This is a genomic window from Streptomyces sp. NBC_00647 (assembly GCF_045207245.1).
Classification (GTDB): Bacteria; Actinomycetota; Actinomycetes; order Streptomycetales; family Streptomycetaceae; genus Streptomyces.
On sequence record NZ_CP109040.1, the window covers coordinates 5,119,432 to 5,141,743 of the forward strand.

General features: G+C 68.8%; 18 protein-coding genes and 6 tRNA genes. 14 read left to right on the forward strand and 10 right to left on the reverse strand.

Annotated elements, in window-relative coordinates:
- Positions 1-110: 110 nt before the first annotated feature.
- Positions 111-1,358, reverse strand: a complete 1,248-nt coding sequence (locus tag OG788_RS22400) for a serine hydrolase domain-containing protein (protein WP_406373009.1) — start codon at positions 1,356-1,358, stop codon at positions 111-113.
- Positions 1,359-1,543: 185 nt separating this feature from the next.
- Between OG788_RS22400 and OG788_RS22405 the strand changes: the two genes are divergently transcribed.
- The 9 genes from OG788_RS22405 (at position 1,544) to OG788_RS22445 (ending at position 9,181) form a co-directional block, all read left to right on the forward strand.
- Positions 1,544-1,894: a metallopeptidase family protein gene (locus OG788_RS22405; RefSeq protein ID WP_356753162.1), complete on the forward strand. Its 351-nt coding sequence runs from the start codon at positions 1,544-1,546 to the stop codon at positions 1,892-1,894.
- A gap of 68 nt (positions 1,895-1,962) precedes the next feature.
- On the forward strand, positions 1,963-3,495 hold the full coding sequence (locus OG788_RS22410) for a metallophosphoesterase (protein WP_406373010.1): 1,533 nt from the start codon (positions 1,963-1,965) through the stop codon (positions 3,493-3,495).
- Between the two features lie 199 nt (positions 3,496-3,694).
- A tRNA-Glu gene (locus OG788_RS22415) sits at positions 3,695-3,767 on the forward strand.
- A gap of 46 nt (positions 3,768-3,813) precedes the next feature.
- Positions 3,814-3,888: transfer RNA gene (locus OG788_RS22420), tRNA-Asp, on the forward strand.
- Between the two features lie 24 nt (positions 3,889-3,912).
- Positions 3,913-3,986, forward strand: a tRNA-Phe gene (locus OG788_RS22425).
- A 166-nt stretch (positions 3,987-4,152) separates the two neighbouring features.
- Positions 4,153-4,404, forward strand: coding sequence for a hypothetical protein (locus tag OG788_RS22430; protein WP_351548702.1), 252 nt, complete (start codon positions 4,153-4,155; stop codon positions 4,402-4,404).
- Between the two features lie 161 nt (positions 4,405-4,565).
- Positions 4,566-8,543 carry an ATP-dependent RNA helicase HrpA gene (gene hrpA, locus OG788_RS22435; RefSeq protein WP_406373012.1) on the forward strand — a complete coding sequence of 1,326 codons (3,978 nt, stop codon included), beginning with the start codon at positions 4,566-4,568 and terminating at the stop codon, positions 8,541-8,543.
- Between the two features lie 95 nt (positions 8,544-8,638).
- Positions 8,639-8,713, forward strand: a tRNA-Asp gene (locus OG788_RS22440).
- A 276-nt stretch (positions 8,714-8,989) separates the two neighbouring features.
- Positions 8,990-9,181, forward strand: a complete 192-nt coding sequence (locus tag OG788_RS22445; protein ID WP_351548697.1) for a DUF6274 family protein — start codon at positions 8,990-8,992, stop codon at positions 9,179-9,181.
- Positions 9,182-9,648: 467 nt separating this feature from the next.
- Here the strand turns inward: OG788_RS22445 and bldC are convergent, their stop codons facing one another.
- Together bldC and OG788_RS22455 are read right to left on the reverse strand one after the other, a co-directional pair.
- On the reverse strand, positions 9,649-9,855 hold the full coding sequence (bldC, locus tag OG788_RS22450) for a developmental transcriptional regulator BldC (RefSeq protein WP_003949541.1): 207 nt from the start codon (positions 9,853-9,855) through the stop codon (positions 9,649-9,651).
- A 612-nt stretch (positions 9,856-10,467) separates the two neighbouring features.
- Positions 10,468-11,316, reverse strand: coding sequence for a hypothetical protein (locus OG788_RS22455; RefSeq protein ID WP_406373013.1), 849 nt, complete (start codon positions 11,314-11,316; stop codon positions 10,468-10,470).
- 222 nt (positions 11,317-11,538) lie between these two features.
- On the opposite strand from OG788_RS22455, the gene OG788_RS22460 reads away from it, so the two are divergent.
- Both OG788_RS22460 and OG788_RS22465 read left to right on the forward strand, forming a co-directional pair.
- A complete protein-coding gene (locus OG788_RS22460) occupies positions 11,539-12,633 on the forward strand; it encodes a Glu/Leu/Phe/Val dehydrogenase dimerization domain-containing protein (protein WP_351548691.1) in 1,095 nt (364 codons plus the stop codon).
- Between the two features lie 301 nt (positions 12,634-12,934).
- A complete protein-coding gene (locus tag OG788_RS22465) occupies positions 12,935-13,189 on the forward strand; it encodes a DUF3073 domain-containing protein (RefSeq protein WP_037615441.1) in 255 nt (84 codons plus the stop codon).
- A gap of 160 nt (positions 13,190-13,349) precedes the next feature.
- On the opposite strand, the gene purM is transcribed toward OG788_RS22465, so the two are convergent.
- The 7 genes from purM to purS all read right to left on the reverse strand — a co-directional run bounded on the left by purM (position 13,350) and on the right by purS (position 21,113).
- A complete protein-coding gene (purM, locus tag OG788_RS22470; RefSeq protein WP_351548688.1) occupies positions 13,350-14,423 on the reverse strand; it encodes a phosphoribosylformylglycinamidine cyclo-ligase in 1,074 nt (357 codons plus the stop codon).
- Positions 14,424-14,465: 42 nt separating this feature from the next.
- The gene (purF, locus tag OG788_RS22475; RefSeq protein ID WP_356753173.1) at positions 14,466-15,992 is read right to left on the reverse strand and encodes an amidophosphoribosyltransferase; all 1,527 of its coding nucleotides are present in this window, start codon (positions 15,990-15,992) and stop codon (positions 14,466-14,468) included.
- 61 nt (positions 15,993-16,053) lie between these two features.
- On the reverse strand, positions 16,054-16,845 hold the full coding sequence (locus tag OG788_RS22480; RefSeq protein WP_406373014.1) for an META domain-containing protein: 792 nt from the start codon (positions 16,843-16,845) through the stop codon (positions 16,054-16,056).
- A gap of 106 nt (positions 16,846-16,951) precedes the next feature.
- Positions 16,952-17,749: a sterol carrier family protein gene (locus tag OG788_RS22485; protein WP_406373015.1), complete on the reverse strand. Its 798-nt coding sequence runs from the start codon at positions 17,747-17,749 to the stop codon at positions 16,952-16,954.
- A 150-nt stretch (positions 17,750-17,899) separates the two neighbouring features.
- Positions 17,900-20,176: a phosphoribosylformylglycinamidine synthase subunit PurL gene (gene purL, locus OG788_RS22490; RefSeq protein WP_406373017.1), complete on the reverse strand. Its 2,277-nt coding sequence runs from the start codon at positions 20,174-20,176 to the stop codon at positions 17,900-17,902.
- Positions 20,173-20,853, reverse strand: a complete 681-nt coding sequence (gene purQ, locus OG788_RS22495) for a phosphoribosylformylglycinamidine synthase subunit PurQ (protein ID WP_406373018.1) — start codon at positions 20,851-20,853, stop codon at positions 20,173-20,175. The genes purL and purQ overlap by 4 nt, the downstream gene beginning before the upstream one ends.
- On the reverse strand, positions 20,850-21,113 hold the full coding sequence (gene purS, locus OG788_RS22500) for a phosphoribosylformylglycinamidine synthase subunit PurS (RefSeq protein WP_005482678.1): 264 nt from the start codon (positions 21,111-21,113) through the stop codon (positions 20,850-20,852). The genes purQ and purS overlap by 4 nt, the downstream gene beginning before the upstream one ends.
- A gap of 361 nt (positions 21,114-21,474) precedes the next feature.
- Here purS and OG788_RS22505 point away from each other — a divergent pair, with 361 nt between their 5' ends.
- From OG788_RS22505 to OG788_RS22515, 3 genes are all read left to right on the forward strand, one after another.
- Positions 21,475-21,792: an Lsr2 family protein gene (locus OG788_RS22505; protein ID WP_351548671.1), complete on the forward strand. Its 318-nt coding sequence runs from the start codon at positions 21,475-21,477 to the stop codon at positions 21,790-21,792.
- A gap of 139 nt (positions 21,793-21,931) precedes the next feature.
- A tRNA-Gly gene (locus OG788_RS22510) sits at positions 21,932-22,003 on the forward strand.
- A gap of 79 nt (positions 22,004-22,082) precedes the next feature.
- Positions 22,083-22,158 (forward strand) — tRNA-Gly (locus tag OG788_RS22515).
- Positions 22,159-22,312 lie beyond the last annotated feature (154 nt).

Here is a 22,312-nt window from a genome sequence, read left to right on the forward strand (position 1 = left end):
TCCCGCCGCCCGCCGGAGGACACGCGGCCCCCGGGCCCAACCGGGCCCGGGGGCTTGCAGGGAACGTGCCCCTCATGGGTGACGAGGCGTCAAGCGGGACGTTCCCCGGGTCAGTCGATCGCCAGCGGAGTCTCCGGGGCGAGCGCGGCCGCGATCCGCCGGGCGACCACTTCGGCCATGTTGCCGTCGGGTGTGTCCTTGGTCTTGGTGGCGTTGACCGCGATCGCGAGACGGTCCGAGGGGAGATACGCCTGGATCGCCGCGTAACCCGAGAACGAGGGGTTCTGCACGACCCATCCGTTGATCACGATGACGCCGAGCCCGAAGTGCCTGGCCTCGGTCTGCTCCAGGCAGATCGTGGCGGGACAGGTGGCGGTCGCGTGGCCGAGACCGACCGTCCCCGGGTTGAGCAGGGTGCGGTACGAGCGGCGCGAGAGGAGCTCGCCGCTGCCGATGCCCTCGGCCGAACGGGCCAGGTCACAGATGTGGGTGGTGATGACCGCGCCGGGCGCGGTGGTCCACGACGGGTTCCAGAAGGTCGACTCCTCGTACAGGCCGCGATCGGCCGTGAAGGCGTGCAGGACCGGCCGCGGGATGTCGGGCGTGAAGTTGTTCCGGGTGTTGTCGAGGCCCAGCGGGCCCGTGACCCGCTCCTTCAGGAACCTGTCGATCCGGGTGCCGGTGATCTTCTCCAGCGCCTCGATCAGCAGCACGTAGTTGGCGTGGGAGTAGCTCCAGTTGGTGCCCGGCTCGTACCAGAACGGGTGGCTGTAGGGGTAGGCCAGCAGCTCCTGCGGAGTCCAGTGGCGGAACGGGTGGGCCTCCAGCTCGGCCAGGAAGGCCGGGTCGGTGACGTAGTCGTGCAGGCCGGTGGTGTTGGTGGCCAGCATCCGCAGCGTGATCTTGTTCGCCTTGGGCACGCCGGGCAGCCAGCGCTCCACCGTGTCGTCGAGGCGCACCCTGCCCTCCGCGACCAGCTGGAGGAGGGCCGTGCCGACGTAGGAGAAGGCCACCGAACCGGCACGGAAGTGCATGTCCGGCTGGGCCGGGACACCGGTCATGGACTCGCCGAGCGCGTCGGTGAGGATCTCGTTGCCGTCCCTGGTGACCTTCAGCTCCACGGAATTCAGATGGAACTCGGCCTTGGCCTTGCGGGTGATGTCCAGGACCGTGCGGGCCTGGCCGTCGAGTGGTCTCTCGGTCCTCACGCAGTCGCGTGCGTCGCGACTTCCGGTCCCCCCGGCGAACGCCGGTGCGGCGGCGGTAGAGACCGTGACGGCGAGGAGGGCGGCGCAGAGGAGGGCTTTGCCGGCGCCGGAACGCGTGCGGGAACGCGTCGGGGAGGGGGTGCGTGTCATGCCCGCACTATGTCCGGACGAGTCGTGGCAATTGGCTAGAACACTCCGGAACTGGTATGAGACACCCCATGTGGGGCAGGAGGCCGGTCGCTCGCGGTCGCGCCCGGCCCGATCCGGCCCTTCGGGAGCCTCCGCGGGTCTCCGCGGGTCTCCGCCGGGAGCGTGCCGTCCCTGACAATGGCCTTGTGCTGGAGATGACGCGCGAAACCTTCGAAGAGCTCGTGAGCCAGGCCCTCGACCAGATCCCGCCCGAGCTGACCCGGGTCATGGACAACGTCGCCGTGTTCGTCGAGGACGAGCCCCCGGCCGACGACCCCGAACTGCTGGGCCTCTACGAAGGCACGCCGCTCACCGACCGCGGAGAGTGGTACGCGGGCGTGCTCCCCGACCGCATCTCGATCTACATGGGCCCCACCCTGCGCATGTGCGAGACCCCGGACGCCGTGGTCCACGAGGTCGCCGTGACCGTGATCCACGAGGTCGCCCACCATTTCGGTATCGACGACGAGCGGCTGCACGAGCTGGGCTGGGGCTGACCGACACCCGCCCGGCACGGCGGCGGGGCGCCCGCATACCCGGCCCGGCACTTGGGCATACGGGACCAATGGTCCGCGTCCCCGTTGCCGCAACCGCCGCCGTCCGCCGCCTGACCGACCGCGCCCGCCCGGCGCTGCACACCCTCGCCCGCCGCCGCCACGGCCGGCGCAAGCGCCCGGTGCTGGAGCTCGCACCCCGGCCGAACCCGTACGCCCGCGCCTTCGGACTTCTGTGCGTGGTGCTGCTCGGCGCCTGGCTGGGACTGCTGGTCGTGGGCAACGTCCGCGTCCCGGTCGGCCCCATGAACACCACCATGACCCTGCGCCCCTCGCTCACCGGCGGCACGAAGATCAACATCTCCCCGCTCGGCGCACTCGAACTGCGCAGCCACGAGGCCCCGCTGCGCCTCGACGTCGACGTGGACCAGCTCGACCCGGAACGCTCCCAGGCCCTCGTTGACCACCCGGAGCGCCTCTCCGGCCTCCAGGACGAGGTGACGCGGGACGTCGAGCACGGCACCCTCGACCTGGCCGTCCGCTCCTGCATAGCGGTGGTCGCCGGCGCCACCGCCCTCGGCCTCGCGGTCTACCGCCGCCCGCGCCGGGCCCTCACCGCCGGCGGCCTCGCCCTCGCCCTGCTGGCCACCTCGGGAGCGACGGCCTTCGCCACCTGGAACCCCAAGTCGGTCCTGGAGCCGAAGTACTCCGGGCTGCTCTCCTCCGCGCCCTCCCTGGTCGGCGACGCCCGCAACATCGTCAGCGAATTCGACGTCTACCAGAAGGAGTTGGCGCGCCTGGTGCGGAACGTGACGAAGCTGTACGACGTCACGTCCACCCTTCCCGTCTACCAGCCCGACCCGACCACGATCCGGGTCCTGCACGTCTCCGACATCCATCTGAACCCGGCGAGCTGGAAGATCATCTCCTCGCTCGTCCAGCAGTACGCCATCGACGTGATCGTCGACTCCGGCGACACCATGGACCACGGCTCGGCGGCCGAGAACGGCTTCCTGGACCCGATCCCGGACCTGGGCGCCCCGTACGTCTGGGTCCGCGGCAACCACGACTCGCGCGAGACACAGAAGTACCTGCGGCGCATGAAGAACGTGCACGTCCTCGACGACGGCCGGGCGGTCACGATCGCGGGCCTGCGTTTCGCCGGCATCGGCGACCCGCAGTTCACCCCGGACCGCTCGAACACGCCGGGTGGCGACGCGGCGGAGGACCTCGCGGGCGCCCGCCTGGCCTCGGCCCTGCGCGACCAGCGGGCCGCCGGCACCCCGGTCGACATCGCCGTCGCCCACGAACCGTCGGCAGCCCGCGGGACGGACGGCGTGGCGCCCCTGGCGCTGGCCGGCCATCTGCACCACGAGGACATGGAGGTCATGAAGTACGGGACCAGGCTGCGCGTCGAGGGCTCGACCGGAGGCAGCGGGCTGCGCGCCGTCGAGGGCCAGTACCCGGACCCGATCGAGGCCTCGGTCCTCTACTTCGACCGGGACACCCGTCATCTCCAGGCCTGGGACGAGATCAAGCTGGGCGGTCTCGGCCTCACGACGGCCGAGATCAGCCGCCATCTCCCCGAGGAGAACCGGCCCTGAGCCCCCCTTCCTATCTGGTTTGGTCCACGTCCGGGCCACGTAGTACAGTCTGTTCGTGCCCAAGGGCGCCGGTCAGGGCTTGACCGTCCCGAGCTTCTGTCGAAGCGAAGGAAAAGCGGAACCCTTCGGGGGAAAGTGAAGTCACATGCTTCTCACGTCCCTTCGGGAACGCGAAGACGAAGCAGAGCGGTACTGGCTCGCCCTCATCGTCTAGCGGCCTAGGACGCCGCCCTTTCAAGGCGGTAGCACGGGTTCGAATCCCGTTGGGGGTACGCAACACCGTGTGAGACACTGGTTACACGTCGCACGCAACAGCTTGGTCCTGTGGAGCAGTTTGGAGTGCTCGCCACCCTGTCAAGGTGGAGGCCGCGGGTTCAAATCCCGTCAGGACCGCTGAGGTTTCCCCGGAAACCTCGTGGCTGGGTAGCTCAGTTGGTACGAGCGATCGCCTGAAAAGCGATAGGTCGCCGGTTCGACCCCGGCCCCAGCCACAGCAAAGGCCTCGATCTTCGGATCGGGGCCTTTTCCGTGTGCGCTCCAGGCGTCCACTCGTCCTCGACTTGGCATGTCCCGTGCACGGCGCTACGTTCTGGCCGGCGGACGCGGGTGTCTCGGGCGGGGGAACGAGTGGTGTTGAACGGTGACAGGTCGAAGCCGATGCGCGAACTGGATCTGGAGCGCTACCGCGCCCGCTACGGGCTGACGGCGGTCGTCATGAGCAACCTCGCGATCGTCGGCGTCACGATCTTCGGGGTCTGGCAGCTGCACGGCGACAAGGCGGTGACCGTAGGCGTGCTGACCGCCGCCTTCACCGCTGTGAGCAGCACGACCACGGCCTACCTGGGCATCAAGGCGGTCTCGAACACCGCCAAGGCCATGGCTCACCGCGAGTCCCCGCCCCGGGAGTAGTTCCCCCGAGAGGCCGCTGCACCGAGGGCCGGCGACGCCCCCGGGGACCCGCCGCCGAGCCGTCCCGCGGGGTCCGGAAGGCGGTGCGGGCGGGGCCGGACGGCCGGGGCGCGCAAAAGCGTTCGCCAGTCATTTCGCCGAGGTGAGATCCTGGACCGCGTATGTCTACGCACCCCGCCCCCGCCCTCGGCGATCTCGCCGCCCGTCTGGCCCAGCTGTCCCTGCGCGACGCGCACCGGCTCGGGCGCAGGCTCGAAGGCGCGCGCAAGATCCGCAAGCCCGAGGCCCGCTCCGCCGTGTTCGCCGAGATCGAGGCGGAGGTCGCCAAGGGCGAGGTCCGCATGGCCGAGCGCCGCGCCCGCGTACCCGCCGTCACCTATCCCGAGCAGCTGCCGGTCAGCCAGAAGAAGGACGTGATCGCGGACGCCATCCGTGATCACCAGGTCGTGATCGTCGCCGGTGAGACCGGGTCCGGCAAGACCACGCAGATCCCGAAGATCTGTATGGAGCTGGGCCGGGGCGTCCGCGGCATGATCGGGCACACCCAGCCCCGTCGTATCGCCGCCCGTACGGTCGCCGAGCGGGTGGCCGACGAGCTGGACACGCCGCTCGGCGAGGCCGTCGGGTGGAAGGTCCGCTTCACCGATCAGGTGAATCCGGACGCCACCTTCGTCAAGCTCATGACGGACGGCATCCTGCTCGCCGAGATCCAGACGGACCGCGAGCTGCGCGCGTACGACACGATCATCATCGACGAGGCCCACGAGCGGTCCCTCAACATCGACTTCCTGCTCGGCTACCTCGCCCAGCTGCTGCCCAAGCGGCCCGACCTCAAGGTCGTGATCACCTCCGCGACCATCGACCCGGATCGCTTCTCCCGGCATTTCGGCGACGCCCCGATCGTCGAGGTCAGCGGGCGGACGTATCCCGTGGAGGTGCGTTACCGGCCGCTCCTGGAGGAGGACTCCGAGGACGCGGACCGCGACCAGATCACCGCGATCTGCGACGCCGTCGAGGAGCTCCAGGCCGAGGGCAAGGGGGACATCCTCGTCTTCCTGTCGGGCGAGCGCGAGATCCGCGACACGGCCGACGCGCTGACGAAGAAGAACTACCGCTTCACCGAAGTGCTGCCCCTGTACGCACGGCTCTCGCACGCCGAGCAGCACCGCGTCTTCCAGCAGCACACCGGCCGCAGGATCGTTCTGGCGACCAACGTCGCCGAGACCTCCCTGACCGTCCCGGGCATCAAGTACGTCATCGACCCGGGCACCGCGCGCATCTCGCGGTACAGCCACCGCACGAAGGTGCAGCGGCTGCCCATCGAGCCCGTCTCGCAGGCCAGCGCCAATCAGCGCAAGGGCCGCTGCGGCCGTACGTCCGACGGCATCTGCATCCGGCTGTACTCCGAGGACGACTTCCTCGCCCGCCCGGAGTTCACCGACGCCGAGATCCTCCGGACGAACCTCGCCTCCGTCATCCTCCAGATGACCGCGGCCGGGCTCGGCGACATCGAGAAGTTCCCGTTCATCGACCCGCCGGACCACCGCAACATCCGCGACGGCGTCCAGCTCCTCCAGGAACTGAACGCTCTGGACCCGACGGAGAGGGACGTCCGCAAGCGGCTCACGCCGACCGGCCGCAAGCTCGCCCAGCTGCCCGTGGACCCCCGGCTCGCCCGGATGGTCCTGGAGGCCGAGAAGAACGGCTGTGCGCGCGAGGTCATGGTGATCGCGGCGGCGCTCTCCATCCAGGACCCGCGCGAGCGGCCCTCCGAGAAGCAGGCGCAGGCCGACCAGCAGCACGCCCGCTTCAAGGACGAGACGTCCGACTTCCTCGCCTTCCTCAACCTGTGGCGCTACATCCGCGAGCAGCAGAAGGAGCGCGGCTCGTCCGCGTTCCGCCGGATGTGCAAGCAGGAGTACCTGAACTTCCTGCGCATCCGCGAATGGCAGGACATCTACAGCCAGCTGCGGACCGTCGCCAAGCAGATGGGCATCCCCCTCAACGAGGAGGACGCGCCCGAGCAGAGCGTCCATGTGTCGCTGCTCGCCGGTCTGCTCTCGCACGTCGGCATGAAGGACGTGAAGGAGACCGGCGGGGAGAGCGGCAGGAGCACGGGGAAGAACGAGTACCTGGGCGCGCGCAGCGCCAAGTTCGCGATCTTCCCGGGCTCGGCGCTCTTCAAGAAGCCCCCGCGTTTCGTGATGTCCGCCGAGCTGGTCGAGACCTCGCGGCTCTGGGCGCGCGTCAACGCCAGGATCGAGCCGGAGTGGGTCGAGCCGCTGGCCGGCCATCTCCTCAAGCGGACGTACAGCGAACCGCACTGGGAGAAGGACCAGGCCGCCGTGATGGCGTACGAGAAGGTCACGCTGTACGGCGTACCGATCGTCGCGCAGCGGAAGGTCAACTACGGGCGGATCGATCCGGAGGCCAGCCGGGAGCTGTTCATCCGCAACGCGCTCGTCGAGGGTGACTGGCGTACGCACCACAAGTTCTTCGCCGACAACCGCAAGCTCCTCACCGAGGTCGAGGAGCTGGAGCACCGCGCCCGCCGCCGGGACATCCTGGTCGACGACGAGACCCTGTACGACTTCTACGACCAGCGGGTGCCCGAACACGTCGTGTCCGGGGCGCACTTCGACTCCTGGTGGAAGCACAAGCGCCACGAGGAGCCCGAACTCCTCGACTTCGAGCGCTCGATGCTCATCAACGACCGCGCCGGGGCGGTGTCGAAGGACGACTACCCCGACTCCTGGCTCCAGGGGCGGCTGAAGTTCCGGGTGACCTACCAGTTCGAGCCGGGTGCGGACGCGGACGGCGTGACCGTCCACATCCCGCTCCAGGTCCTGAACCAGGTCACGGACGAGGGCTTCGACTGGCAGATCCCGGGGCTGCGGGAGGAAGTGGTGACGGAGCTGATCCGTTCCCTCCCGAAGCCGATCCGGCGGAACTACGTTCCCGCCCCCAACTTCGCCCAGAAGTTCCTGGAGCGGGCGGTACCGCTCCAGGAACCGCTGACGCTGACCATGGCGCGCGAGCTCAAGCGCATGGTCGGAGTCCCGCTGACCGCCGACGACTTCGACTGGTCACGGCTGCCCGACCATCTGAAGGTCACTTTCCGGATCGTCGACGAGCGACGCCGCAAGCTCGCCGAGGACAAGGACCTGGAAGCCCTCCAGCTCCGGCTGAAGCCCAAGGCGCGCCAGGCGATCTCGCAGGCCGCCGCGGCGACGGCCGAGCGCGAGGGCGGCGAGTCCCTGGAACGCACGGGGCTGACGGAGTGGACGATCGGCTCGCTCAGCCGCCTCTTCGAGACACGCCGGGCGGGCCAGCCGGTGAAGGCGTACCCGGCACTGGTCGACGACGGACCGGCGGCGAACACCGTCTCCGTACAGCTCTTCGACACCGAGGCCGAGCAGGCCGAGGCCATGTGGAAGGGCACCCGTCGGCTGATCCTGCGGAACATCCCGGTGAACCCTGGCAAGTTCGCCTCGGACAAGCTCACCAACGCCCAGAAGCTCGCCCTGTCCGCGAACCCGCACGGTTCGGTCCAGGCTCTCTTCGACGACTGCGCGATGGCCGCCGCGGACAAGCTCATCGCGGACTTCGGCGGCCCGGCGTGGGACGAGGAGTCCTACCGGAAGCTGTACGACAAGGTGCGTGCCGAGATCGTCGACACGACCGTGCGCACGGTCGGGCAGGTGCAGCAGGTGCTCGCCGCCTGGCAGGCCTGTGAGCGCCGCCTGAAGGCGGTCAAGAGCCCGACCCTGCTCGCGAACCTCACGGACGTGCGGGGGCAGCTGGACGCCCTGGTGAAGCCCGGTTTCGTCACGGCTACCGGACTGCGGCGCCTGCCGGACCTGATGCGCTATCTGGTCGCTGCGGACCGCCGCCTCCAGCAGATGCCGACCAGTGTCCAGCGGGACACCACCCGCATGGAGAAGGTCCACGAGATGCAGGACGAGTACGCCTGGCTCCTGGAACAGCTGCCGCAGGGCCGGCCGGTGCCCTCGTCGGTCCTGGACATCCGCTGGATGATCGAGGAGCTCCGGGTCAGCTATTTCGCCCACGCGCTGGGCACGGCGTACCCCGTCTCCGACAAGCGGATCGTGAAGGCGATCGACGCCGCTGTCCCGTAACGGCGTCCGCACGGGCGGTGAGTTCGACCCTGGGCCCGCCCTCCTGTACAGTCTCATTTCGCAGCACAGCGCAAGAACAAGTCGCTGCGAAACCAGGTCCTGTGGAGCAGTTTGGAGTGCTCGCCACCCTGTCAAGGTGGAGGCCGCGGGTTCAAATCCCGTCAGGACCGCGTGAGGAAAGGCCCGGAGCTTCGGCTCCGGGCCTTTTCGCATGCCTGCTCCCGGAGCGCCGGGTGCGCCCTGACCGCCAAGTGCGTTTCCCCTCGCGTACGAGCTCACCGCCGTGCGCCCCGTCCCGGCCCATCGCGTGCGCGCACCGGCCGTTGTGCGGCCGCCAGGGCCTCAGGAGGTGCTCCGGAGGCCCGTTCCCGTCCCTTGACGGCGTCACATTCCGCAGGTACCCCGGAAACCAGGGCTCTCGCCCTGCCGGCCCTCTGGAGGTGCATATGGCGGTGTCCGCTCGGCACGAGACCCGGGCTCTGCTCCGAGCCCATCTGGCGGCCGCCTCCGGGTACCGCCACCTGACGCGGCACTGTCCGATCTGCCATCAGCTCCTGCGGCTGGCCATGGAACCCTCCCCGCACGACGAACAGGACCCCGAGGGCGCTCCGGAGGACGAGAGCCCCTCCACGGCGTGACCGAGGGCCGCGGGCACGCGCGCCACCCGCTGCGCGCACTGCCGCGATCCGACGGCACGCAACCCCAACTCCTCTAGCGCAGAAGGCTCGCGTGCGACAAGGACTGTGGCATGTGACGGGAGTCACCGCATATGTTTTCAGAAGTGCGGAACTTACCCCTCTCCTACAACCAGTCAATTTAATATGTGCAATTGCACCACTCGTCGAGGGTATCCACAGCCGATCCGACACCCGCCCCCAGACTCCGACAAGGCCGCTCACAGGCCGGTCGACCAGACGTGGAGACCGCACAAAAAAGATCGCGCTGGACCCGGCGGAGTCCAGCGCGATCTACGACGCACCCTGTTCAAGTGGCAATAAAACTTGGGCGTGAGCTCTGTTGGGGCAGAACCCGCGTCGCTTGGAGCTGTGGTGTGGACGCCTCGACGGGTTGGGGGATCCGTCGAATTGTCCGGTTATGCGATGGTTCAGGCTTCGCTGCGCTGCTGCGGGATACCCGCGAGCAGTGCGCGGACCTCAGCCTCGCGGTAACGGCGATGCCCGCCGAGCGTGCGGATGGACGTAAGCTTGCCGGCCTTCGCCCACCGCGTGACCGTCTTGGGGTCGACGCGGAACATCGTGGCGACCTCAGCCGGGGTCAGCAGCGGCTCGGCATCAGGGGTGCGAGCGGTCATGAGCGGCCTCCTCGGGAGAACCGAACCTTCTCGGTTCTTTCCTCTAAATTCTGCACCTTGACCCGCGTTGCCCGAAATGGCGGACGCGAGTCGAGTCGGTTATAGGACGAACGGCTTGTCCTCGGCACTACAACTACACCATCCGTCCAGCCGCGTCGGCCAAACCGATGGAATTGCCCTCCCAGGTGTTCATCAGCGACGGAAGCCGATGGACCATGCCATAGCGGACAGTCACGCCGCTGTGACGATCAGTCACAGGGCGATCAGGAGTCATCAGACCCCCCATAGCGTGCAATGCTGAGATTCCACCCATACGTGGGCGGAGAGAGCCCTCCCCCGGACTCCTTGTCCTATTTTGGCACGAGGAGGGGCAAGCGATGCAAGAGCCAGGTAAGTGCCATCCATCACGCTTGACACCCGTTGACGCATAAGCCCGGATCGGGACCTACGTCCTGGACGTGAGGGTTCTTCAGCGTGTGAGGACCATACGCGAGTTCGACCCGGAACCAGTGAGAAGCAGATCACACTGGACTTCGGACCCAGGAGCCACGTCCGCCCCACGCGAACCAACCCGGAGGAGCCCCGCCCGGCCCGCTCGCCGGCGGCCCCGCCTCAGTTCGACGAACGCCGCTCCCTGACCGACCGCCAGCGCTCCACCAGCCGCCCGTACGCCTCGCCCGCCGTCGCCCCGTCCCCGGTGCGCAGCGCCTCGATGCCCTCGGCGACATCCGCGGCGGAGTGGTCGCCCTCGAGGTGCCCCGCGGGCAGCACGTGCACGAGCCCGCCGTAGTCCAGCTCGACCAGCGAGCGCGGATGGAACTCCTCGAGCCAGCGCCCCACGTCCACCAGGCCCTCGATGAGCGGACCCTCGTCCAGCGCGTCCCTGAGTGTCCTCAGGGCCCGCGCCGTGCGCCGCCGCGCCTGCACCATCGGTGTCCGGTAGCGCAGCAGCGGCGCGGCCCCACCGGGGCCGGTCCCCTTCTCGTACTCCCGCTCCTCGTCGGTGACGAGCACGAACCAGTTCAGCGGCACCTGCCAGGTCGAGGTGCGGATCCACGGGCGGGCGTCCGGGTTGCGGGCCAGCCAGCGCTCGTAGTCCAGCACGGCCTGACGGCGGACCAGCGGCGGCAGGACCGCGTCGAGGACGGACGCCGGGAGCTCCTCGCCCAGCTCGTCCAGGGCCTGCCAGCCGCGCAGCCGGGTGCGCCACGGGCAGACGCACACCACCCCGTCGATCTCGGCCACGAACGCGTCGCCGCTCTCGTGCACCGGTACGGGGACCGGCGGGGTGGGCAGCAAGTCCGCCAGCGAGCGACGCAGTTCGTCCTGGTAGGAGGGGCGCTCGGTGCGCCGGGCGTAGCGCGTCCAGTGGGCGCGCTCGGACTCCGGGAACGCGGCCAGTGGCTCGTACACGCGCAGATACGACGCGTACGGGACGATCACCGCGGACACCTTGGGCACGCCTGCTCCCTCCCCCGTCGACCACCGGGAAAACCAGCGAGAACCGCTCATAACCTGAAGAGAAATCTATGCAAATCGAACCATGGCTGTACCCCGCCCATGGGTGATCCTGAACACTGCGCCGAAGGCGGATCGGCGCAGGCTCTAGTCTCATTCCCACGGAGCCCGCCATCCGCACGGGCCCCGCACCCAACCGCCGCTTTTTACCTGGGAGTCACCACAGTGACCGACGTAACCGGCGCGCCTGCTGATGTACTGCACACCCTGTTCCATTCGGACCAGGGTGGTCATGAGCAAGTCGTGCTCTGCCAGGACCGCGCCAGCGGCCTCAAGGCCGTCATCGCCATCCACTCCACCGCCCTGGGCCCGGCCCTGGGCGGCACGCGCTTCTATCCGTACGCGAGTGAGCAGGAGGCCGTCGCCGACGCCCTCAACCTCGCGCGCGGGATGTCGTACAAGAACGCCATGGCCGGACTCGACCACGGCGGCGGCAAGGCCGTCATCATCGGCGACCCCGAGCAGATCAAGTCCGAGGAGCTGCTCCTCGCGTACGGCCGGTTCGTCGCCTCGCTCGGCGGCCGGTACGTCACCGCGTGCGACGTCGGCACGTACGTCGCCGACATGGACGTCGTGGCGCGCGAGTGCCGCTGGACGACCGGCCGCTCCCCGGAGAACGGCGGCGCGGGCGACTCGTCGGTCCTGACCGCCTTCGGTGTCTTCCAGGGCATGCGGGCCTCCGCCCAGCACCTGTGGGGCGACCCGACGCTGCGCGGCCGCAAGGTCGGCGTCGCCGGCGTCGGCAAGGTGGGCCACCACCTGGTCGATCACCTGCGCGCGGACGGCGCCGAGGTCGTGATCACGGACGTACGCGCCGACTCGGTGCGGCGGATTCTGGACCGGCACCCGTCCGGCGTGACCGCCGTCGCGGACACCGAGGCACTCATCCGCACCGAGGGCCTCGACATCTACGCGCCGTGCGCGCTGGGCGGAGCGCTCAACGACGACTCCGTGCCGGTGCTCACCGCCAGGATCGTGTGCGGTGCCGCCAACAACCAGCTGGCGCACCCGGGCGTGGAGAAGGACCTCGCGGACCGCGGCATCCTGTACGCCCCCGACTACGTGGTGAACGCCGGCGGGGTCATCCAGGTCGCCGACGAACTGCACGGCTTCGACTTCGACCGGTGCAAGGCCAAGGCGTCGAAGATCTTCGACACCACGCTGGCCATATTCGCACGTGCGAAGCAGGACGGGATTCCGCCGGCCGCGGCGGCCGACCGGATCGCCGAGCAGCGGATGGCGGAGGCACGGCGTCACTGACGCCTTCCGAGGCCATACCTGCTTGTCAGGGACCCGCCGACGGCCGGTTGGGAGAGAACTCTCACGTCTGTCGGCGGGTCGTACGCCGAGAAGAGGTTAAAATCGCGGTTGACCAGCGAGGACAGGGCACCTCGCGGGTTCTGGGTGAAGGCGCGTGCTGCGGGCGACGTACCGTATGGGCGCGGGCTCAGGTACCGTGGAAGCCCTACGGACCGGTCTCTCCACGGAGAGTCCGTTCCAGATCATGAACGCGTGTCAAGACTCTGGGGCCGTCGAGCCCCGTATCCGAGGGGGTCGAGCCATGGGGCGCGGCCGGGCAAAGGCCAAGCAGACGAAGGTCGCCCGCCAGCTGAAGTACAGCAGCGGCGGGACTGACCTCTCGCGTCTGGCCAATGAGCTGGGCGCTTCGACTTCGAGCCAGCCGCCGAATGGCGAGCCGTTCGAGGACGACGACGAGGAAGACGACCCGTACGCACAGTACGCGGATCTCTACAACGACGACGACGAGGACGAGGACGACCAGTCCGGTCCCCAGTCGCAACGTCGCGGCGCTTGACGCAACAGCGTCCCTCGCAGTTTCCGCGACCTCTTCTTCGTAGCGGATCTCCTGCCGTGGGTTTCTGGTAGATCTCGCCTGGCGTATTTCTCGTAGCGACTGCACCTCACCCGGTCCGGGGTTTCACCACCGGACCGGGTTTCGTGCTGCCTCAGGGGCTTCAGCCCGCGTAGTCACCGATGAGCGCCGCGCCCGTCGCGTGGTCGCCGCGCTCGGTGATCTCACCGGCGATCCAGGCGTCCACTCCGCGGTCCGCGAGGGTGGCGAGGGCGACCTCGGCCGATTCCTCGGGGACGATCGCCATCATGCCGACGCCCATGTTCAGCGTCTTCTCCAGCTCCAGGCGCTCGACTCCGCCCGTCCTGCCGACCAGGTCGAACACCGGCGCCGGGGTCCAGGTCTCGCGGTCGACCACGGCGTGCAGACCGTCCGGGACGACACGGGCCAGGTTGGCCGCGAGACCGCCTCCGGTGATGTGGCTGAACGCGTGCACCGCGGTGGTCTTCGTCAGCGTCAGGCAGTCCAGCGAGTAGATCTTGGTCGGCTCCAGGAGCTCCTCGCCGAGCGTGCGGCCGAACTCCTCGATGTGCCGGTCCAGGCTCAGGTTCGCCCGGTCGAAGAGGACGTGCCGGACGAGCGAGTACCCGTTCGAGTGAAGACCGGAGGCCGCCATGGCGATCACCGCGTCACCCTTACGGATGCGATCCGGGCCGAGCAGCTCGTCGGCCTCGACCACGCCCGTACCGGCGCCCGCGACGTCGAAGTCGTCCGGACCCAGCAGACCGGGGTGCTCGGCCGTCTCGCCGCCCACCAGGGCGCAGCCCGCGAGGACACAGCCCTCGGCGATGCCCTTCACGATGGCCGCCACACGCTCCGGGTGGACCTTGCCCACGCAGATGTAGTCGGTCATGAAGAGCGGCTCGGCGCCGCACACCACGATGTCGTCCATGACCATCGCGACGAGGTCGTGGCCGATCGTGTCGTACACGCCCAGCTGGCGGGCGATGTCCACCTTGGTGCCCACGCCGTCCGTGGCGGAGGCGAGCAGCGGACGCTCGAAACGCTTGAGGGCGGAGGCGTCGAAGAGGCCGGCGAAGCCGCCGAGGCCACCGAGGACCTCGGGGCGCTGCGTCTTCTTCACCCACTCCTTCATCAGCTCTACGGCGCGGTCGCCCGCCTCGATGTCGACTCCGGCAGCCGCGTAGGACGCACCGGAAGCACTGGTCTCAGACATTGCCTGGGATCTTTCGGGTTGGTGAAACGGGGCTCTGCGGCGCTACGGGCGACGGATGGCGTCAGCCGCGGCCGTGGCTGCGGGACCCGCGGCCAGCTCGGTCTCCAGGAGCTGCTTGCCGAGCAGTTCGGGGTCCGGAAGGTCCATCGGGTACTCGCCGTCGAAGCAGGCGCGGCACAGGTTCGGCTTGTCGATCGTGGTGGCCTCGATCATCCCGTCGATGGAGATGTACGAGAGGGAGTCGGCGCCGAGCGAGGTGCCGATCTCCTCGATGGTCATGCCGTTCGCGATCAGCTCGGCGCGGGTCGCGAAGTCGATGCCGAAGAAGCAGGGCCACTTCACGGGCGGCGAGGAGATCCGGATGTGGACCTCGGCGGCACCCGCCTCACGAAGCATCCGGACCAGGGCGCGCTGGGTGTTGCCGCGCACGATCGAGTCGTCGACGACGACCAGGCGCTTGCCCTTGATGACTTCCTTGAGCGGATTCAGCTTCAGGCGGATACCGAGCTGGCGGATCGTCTGCGAGGGCTGGATGAAGGTCCGGCCCACATACGCGTTCTTGACCAGGCCGGCGCCGAACGGGATGCCGGAGGCCTCCGCGTAACCGATCGCGGCGGGCGTCCCGGACTCCGGGGTCGCTATCACCAGGTCGGCCTCCACAGGGGCTTCCTTGGCGAGTTTGCGGCCCATCTCGACGCGCGAGAGGTACACGTTCCGACCGGCGATGTCCGTGTCCGGGCGGGCCAGATAGACGTACTCGAAGATGCAGCCCTTGGGCTTCGCTTCCGCGAATCGAGAGCTCCGCAGGCCGTTCTCGTCGATGGCGACGAACTCGCCCGGCTCGATCTCGCGCACATAGCTGGCGCCGCAGATGTCGAGGGCGGCGGACTCGGAGGCCACCACCCAGCCGCGCTCCAGGCGGCCGAGGACCAGCGGGCGGATGCCCTGCGGGTCACGGGCGGCGTAGAGGGTGTGCTCGTTCATGAAGACGAGGCTGAAGGCGCCCATGACCTGCGGGAGGACCTTTGTGGAGGCCTCTTCGATGGTCAGCGGCTTGCCGTCGTCGTCGACCTGGGCCGCGAGGAGCGCGGTGAGCAGGTCGGTGTCGTTGGTGGCCGCCACACGAGTGGTGCGGCCTTCCTGCTTGGGCAGGTCGGCGACCATCTCGGCGAGCTGCGCCGTGTTGACGAGGTTGCCGTTGTGACCGAGCGCGATGGAACCGTGCGCGGTGGCACGGAACGTCGGCTGCGCGTTCTCCCACACGGACGCACCGGTGGTCGAGTAGCGGGCGTGACCGACCGCGATATGACCCTGGAGCGAACCGAGCGAGGTTTCGTCGAAGACCTGGGACACAAGGCCCATGTCCTTGAAGACGAGGATCTGGGAGCCGTTGCTGACCGCGATTCCCGCGGATTCCTGACCCCGATGCTGGAGGGCGTAGAGCCCGAAGTAAGTGAGCTTGGCGACCTCTTCGCCCGGAGCCCAGACACCGAAGACGCCGCAAGCGTCCTGGGGGCCTTTCTCACCGGGGAGCAGATCATGATTGAGTCGACCGTCACCACGTGGCACGGCACCGAGTGTAGGCGAGATCGACCACTGGTCCGAATTGGGGATTCGGCGCCCTCGTGGATCACTCGTCGGCCACCGCACTGACGACAGTGCCGTTTTCGCTGGTCAGCGTGATGCCACGATGATCCAAGTCGTAGTCGACCTTGCCGTCGAAGAGCTTCAGCAGCGACTTCTCGGTCCTCATGAGTGAGCCTTGGCACATCATGCGGGTGGTCCGGACCGGGCCGAGGGTGATATGTCCGTCGCGCACGGTGGCCTGGGCGGACGCGTGGTTGCAGCCGAGCCGGCCGTCGAAGGTGCCGTTCTCGCCGAGGACGAAGTACGCCTCGGTGCCCTTCGGGAGCGACTGGGCCACGTTCTTGTCACCGAGTGCCGTGACCGTCCACTTCGTCCCTCGCAGGGGCGCGTCCGGCTCCTTGGTGAGGCCGATCCGGTCGCCGCTGTCGGCGGTGAGAGTCAGCCGGTCGCCGTCGGCCTTCGTCGTGAACGCGCTCGCGTCCGCGAACATGCGGCTCAGGCTCCGCTCGAAGCTCATCGGGCCCTTCTCGCAGCCCATGTCGGTCGTCTGGATCTCGCCGAACTCGACACGATCACCCTTGAGGGTGGCCTTCGAACCGAACCCGTTGCAGCCGAGGTTGCCGCTGACGCGACCGTCCTCCCCGATCTTCAGGTACGCGCCGGACGGTGCCCGCGCGGTCTTTCCGTCCACGGTGAGGCTGTCGACCGTCCAGTGGACGCCGGTCACCGGTGCCGCATCCGTCCGGGCGGAACCGCTCCCCGCCGTCTGACTGCCGCACGCCACGGCCAGGGGAAGCAGGGTCAGGACACCGAGGGTCGTTCGCTGCTTGTCCATGCCGATGTGACGGGAGGGGTGAGGGGGTGGTTCCCCTCGGGCCGGAATCCCCGCCGGGGCCGCCCCCGGGTGCCTGTGTGGGCACGGGGTGCCTCCACGGGGGAGGTCAGCCCATCAGAGGGAGCAGTCCGCCCAGGTCGGCGCGGTCGCCGCTCGCACTGACCTTCGCGTCGTTCAGCGCCGCCTTCCACTCCGTACGTCCCGTCGCGAGCCGGATCCAGGTCAGCGGGTCCGTCTCGACGACGTTCGGCGGGGTGCCACGGGTGTGCCGGGGCCCCTCCACGCACTGGACGACGGCGTACGGCGGGATCCTGACCTCCGTCGACGCGCCGGGCGCCTTCACGGCGATCGCGTCGGCGAGCAAGCGGGTGCAGGCTGCGAGGGCCTGGCGGTCGTACGGGATGTCGAGGCCCGGCACCGCGCGGTTCAGGTCGTCGGTGTGGACGACGAGTTCCACGGTCCGGGTGACCAGGTAGTCGGCGAGGGTCATGGCGCCGGTGCGGGTGGCGAGGAGCCGTCCGTCCGGGGCCGTGGCCAGACACTCGGTGATCCGCTGCCCGGTACGGGCGTACAGCGCGTCGAGGTCCGGGTTCCGCTCCGCCAGATCGCGGCTGTCGTCGGCGATGTCCCCGGCCCGCGCGGCGGTGGCGAACGGCCAGTCGAGCAGCGCGAGTTCCCTGCTGGCGGGCTCCGGCCGGCCGAGGTTCCGGCTCACGGACTCGACGGCCAGGGTGACGTGTGCGGCCAGCTCCCGCACGGTCCACGCGCCGAGGTGCGTGGGGAGCGCCGACTGCTCCTCGCTCAGGGCGCGGACACCTTCCCCTACGTTCCCGAACTGCGCGAGAACCGCGGCACGGATCTTGGCGGAGTCGTACGTACGGGCGCGCTTCTTGGCCGGGGGCATGATCCTCACCCTAGATCCGGGGGAGGGGCGGCCGTCGGCATTTTCGTCTCCGGGCCGCCGGGTCCGCCGCTCGGAGCCGGGTTCCGGACGGCCGGGACAGGCGAAGGCCCCGCCCGGAATCCGGACGGGGCCTTCGCACACACCCTCGGGTTATGCCAGCAGCGCGGGGATCGTTCCCTCATGGGCCGTGCGCAGCTCGGCCAGGGAGAGCACGAACGCGCCCTGGACGTCGACCACCGCGGTCGCGTCGGACTCGGTGCCGTCGACGACACCGATACGGGTGACGGGCAGACCCCGGGCACCGCACATGTCGTTGAAGCGGAGCTCCTCCGAGCGCGGGACGGCGACGACCGCGCGGCCCGCCGACTCCGAGAAGAGGAAGGTGAACGCGTCGAGACCGTCGGGCACGATCAGCCGTGCGCCCTTGCCGCCCTGCAGCGCCGACTCGACCACGGCCTGGATCAGACCGCCGTCGGACAGGTCGTGCGCGGAGTCGATCATGCCGTCGCGGGAGGCCGAGATGAGGATCTCGGCGAGCAGCCGCTCGCGCTCCAGGTCGACCTTCGGCGGCAGACCGCCGAGGTGGTCGTGGACGACCTGCGACCAGGCCGAGCCGCCGAACTCCTCGCGGGTGTCGCCGAGCAGGTAGAGGAGCTGGCCCTCTTCCTGGAAGGCGACCGGGGTGCGGCGGGCGACGTCGTCGATGACGCCCAGCACGGCCACGACCGGAGTCGGATGGATGGCGACCTCGCCGGTCTGGTTGTACAGCGAGACGTTGCCGCCGGTCACCGGGGTGCCCAGCTGCTGGCAGGCGTCGGCCAGACCACGGATCGCCTCGGCGAACTGCCACATGACGGCCGGGTCCTCGGGCGAGCCGAAGTTCAGGCAGTCGGAGACGGCGAGCGGCTTCGCACCGGTCGTGGCGACGTTCCGATACGCCTCGGCGAGGGCCAGCTGCGCGCCCGTGTACGGGTCGAGCTTGGCGTAGCGGCCGTTGCCGTCGGTCGCGATGGCGACGCCGAGCCCGGTCTCCTCGTCGATGCGGATCATGCCCGAGTCCTCGGGCTGGGCCAGCACCGTGTTGCCCTGCACGAAGTGGTCGTACTGGGAGGTGATCCAGGACTTGGAGGCCTGGTTCGGGGAGGACACCAGCCGGAGGACCTGGTCCTTCAGCTCCTCGCCCGTCGCCGGGCGGGGCAGCTTGTTCGCGTCGTCGGCCTGGAGCGCGTCCTGCCAGGACGGGCGGGCGTAGGGGCGCTCGTAGACCGGGCCGTCGTGCGCGACCGTGCGCGGGTCGACGTCGACGATCTTGCCGCCGTGCCAGAAGATCTCCAGCCGGTCGCCGTCGGTGACCTCACCGATGACGGTGGCGATGACGTCCCACTTGTCGCAGATCTCGAGGAACCGGTCGACCTTCGCCGGCTCGACGACCGCGCACATGCGTTCCTGCGACTCGCTCATGAGGATCTCCTCGGGCGAGAGCGTGGAGTCGCGCAGCGGTACGTCGTCCAGGGTGACGCGCATGCCGCCGGAGCCGTTGGACGCCAACTCGCTGGTGGCGCAGGACAGACCGGCCGCGCCGAGGTCCTGGATGCCGACGACCAGCTTCTCGGCGAAGGCCTCCAGGGTGCACTCGATGAGGAGCTTCTCCTGGAAGGGGTCACCGACCTGGACGGCGGGACGCTTCGACGGCTTGGCGTCGTCGAAGGTCTCCGAGGCGAGGATCGACGCGCCGCCGATGCCGTCGCCGCCCGTGCGGGCCCCGTACAGGATGACCTTGTTGCCCGTGCCGGACGCCTTCGCGAGGTGGATGTCCTCGTGCCGCATGACGCCGATGGCGCCGGCGTTGACGAGCGGGTTGCCCTGGTAACAGGCGTCGAAGACGACCTCGCCGCCGATGTTGGGCAGGCCCAGGCAGTTGCCGTAACCGCCGATGCCCGCGACGACGCCCGGCAGGACGCGCTTGGTGTCGGGGTGGTCGGCCGCGCCGAAACGCAGCGGGTCGACGACCGCGACCGGACGGGCGCCCATCGCGATGATGTCGCGCACGATGCCGCCGACGCCGGTGGCCGCGCCCTGGTAGGGCTCGACGTACGACGGGTGGTTGTGCGACTCGACCTTGAAGGTGACCGCGTAGCCCTGGCCGACGTCGACGACACCGGCGTTCTCTCCGATGCCGACGAGCAGCGCGTCGGACTGCGGGGCCTTCTCGCCGAACTGGCGGAGGTGCACCTTCGAGGACTTGTAGGAGCAGTGCTCGGACCACATCACGGAGTACATCGCGAGCTCGGCGCCGGTGGGCCGGCGGCCGAGGATCTCGACGACGCGCTCGTACTCGTCCTTCTTCAGGCCCAGTTCGGCCCAGGGCAGCTCGACATCGGGGGTCGCGGCCGCGTTCTCGACCGTGTCCAGAGGCGTGCGGCTCATGCGTTGACCAGCTTCTTGAGGATCGAGGTGAAGAAGGGGAGGCCGTCGGTGCGGCCGGAGCCGACGAGCGGCTCGACGGCGTGCTCCGGGTGCGGCATCAGACCGACGACGTTGCCCGCCTCGTTCGTGATGCCGGCGATGTCGCGCAGCGAGCCGTTCGGGTTGACGTCCAGATAACGGAACGCGACCCGGCCCTCGGCCTCCAGCATGTCGAGCGTGTGCTCGTCGGCGACGTACCGCCCGTCCATGTTCTTCAGCGGGATGTGGATCTCCTGGCCGGCCGTGTAGTCGGCGGTCCAGGCGGTTCCCGTGCTCTCCACGCGCAGCTTCTGGTCGCGGCAGATGAAGTGGAGGTGGTTGTTGCCGAGCATCGCGCCGGGGAGGAGGTGCGCCTCGGTGAGGACCTGGAAGCCGTTGCAGATGCCGAGAACCGGCATTCCGGACTTCGCCTGCTCGATGACGGTCTCCATCACCGGCGAGAAGCGCGAGATGGCACCCGCCCGCAGATAGTCGCCGTACGAGAAACCGCCGGGCAGCACCACGGCGTCGACCTGCTTGAGGTCCTTGTCCTTGTGCCAGAGAGCGACGGGTTCGGCACCGGCCAGCTTGATCGCGCGCTGCGTGTCGCGGTCGTCGAGGCTGCCCGGAAAGGTGACGACTCCAATACGAGCGGTCACTTTCCGGCCTCCGCGACTTCCTCGACCTTGACGGTGAAGTCCTCGATCACGGTGTTGGCGAGGAAGGATTCCGCCAGTTCATGGATGCGGGCGAGCGCGGCGTCGTCCACCGGTCCGTCCACTTCCAGTTCGAATCGCTTTCCCTGACGGACGTCGGAGACACCTTCGAAACCGAGGCGCGGCAGTGCACGCTGCACCGCCTGGCCCTGGGGGTCGAGGATCTCCGGCTTGAGCATGACGTCGACTACGACGCGTGCCACTGGCACTCCCGGTGTGTGGTGCTGAGCAGGTCCCTTCAGACTACCCGCACAAAATTTCTACTCGCGTAGATTCGTAGAATCCTACGTGACCCCGATCACGATCCCGCATCGGCGCGGGGGCATGCACGGAAAATCCTGGGAAAAACCGCAGAAGAACGGCAGGACCCCATTGCCTTCGGACACGCGGAAGGATTTAGTCGGGCTTCACAATGCAATGCCGGGCACTGTACAAAGGAATTGGCAATAGCCGATACTTTGCTCAATAACAGCCGGACAGTCGACATCTCTCCGACAACTCCGTGACGTCCGCGCACGTCATGACCGTTGGTCGCAGAGGTGTCGCACGAAGGGACCGATATTCGTGGCGCAGCGTGTCGTGGTCACTCTCTTTGACGACATCGACGGCTCGGAAGCGGCGGAGACGATCGCCTTCGGACTCGACGGCAAGTCGTACGAGATCGACCTCAATCCAGCCAATGCCAAGAAACTGCGTAAGGCGCTCGAGCCCTACCTCGAGGCCGGCCGCAAGCAGTCGAAGTCCGGGAAGGCGTACACGCACACCGCACTGACGCCCGACCCGGCCGCGGTCCGCGCCTGGGCCCGCTCCAACAAGATGGACGTGCCGCCGCGCGGCCGGATCCCCAAGAAGGTCTACGAGGCGTTCGCCGAGTCGCACTGAGCCGGCGCCCCGCGCGGGGCGCCCACCGACCCCTCCACCGGACCCCCGGAACAACCGACTTGCGCTGACCCCCCGCAGATCAGCTAGAGTCTGGAGCACGCCGAGGGGCCCGGCCGGAAAGCCGGAACCCCAGGGTCGTGCGGGTGTAGTTCAGTAGTAGAACATCCCCCTTCCAGGGGGAAGGCGCAGTGTGCAATTCCTGTCACCCGCTCCGCATCCCTTACCTACCGCTCTTGTGGATCAGGTAGGGTGGTGCTCGCGCCGACCGGTGAAAGCCGGTCGGAGGCAATGCGGACGTAGCTCAGTTGGTAGAGCGCAACCTTGCCAAGGTTGAGGTCGCGAGTTCGAGCCTCGTCGTCCGCTCCAGGAAGCAAAGACCCCGGTCAGTCGACCGGGGTCTTTCTCGTGTTCGCGTGGCCCGGGATCTTCGTCCGCGCGCGGATGTCCGCTCGCTATCCACTTCCTCCCTCGTATCGCCGTCCGCTCGCGCGGGGTGCCGTCTGACATTTGTCATGCGGAG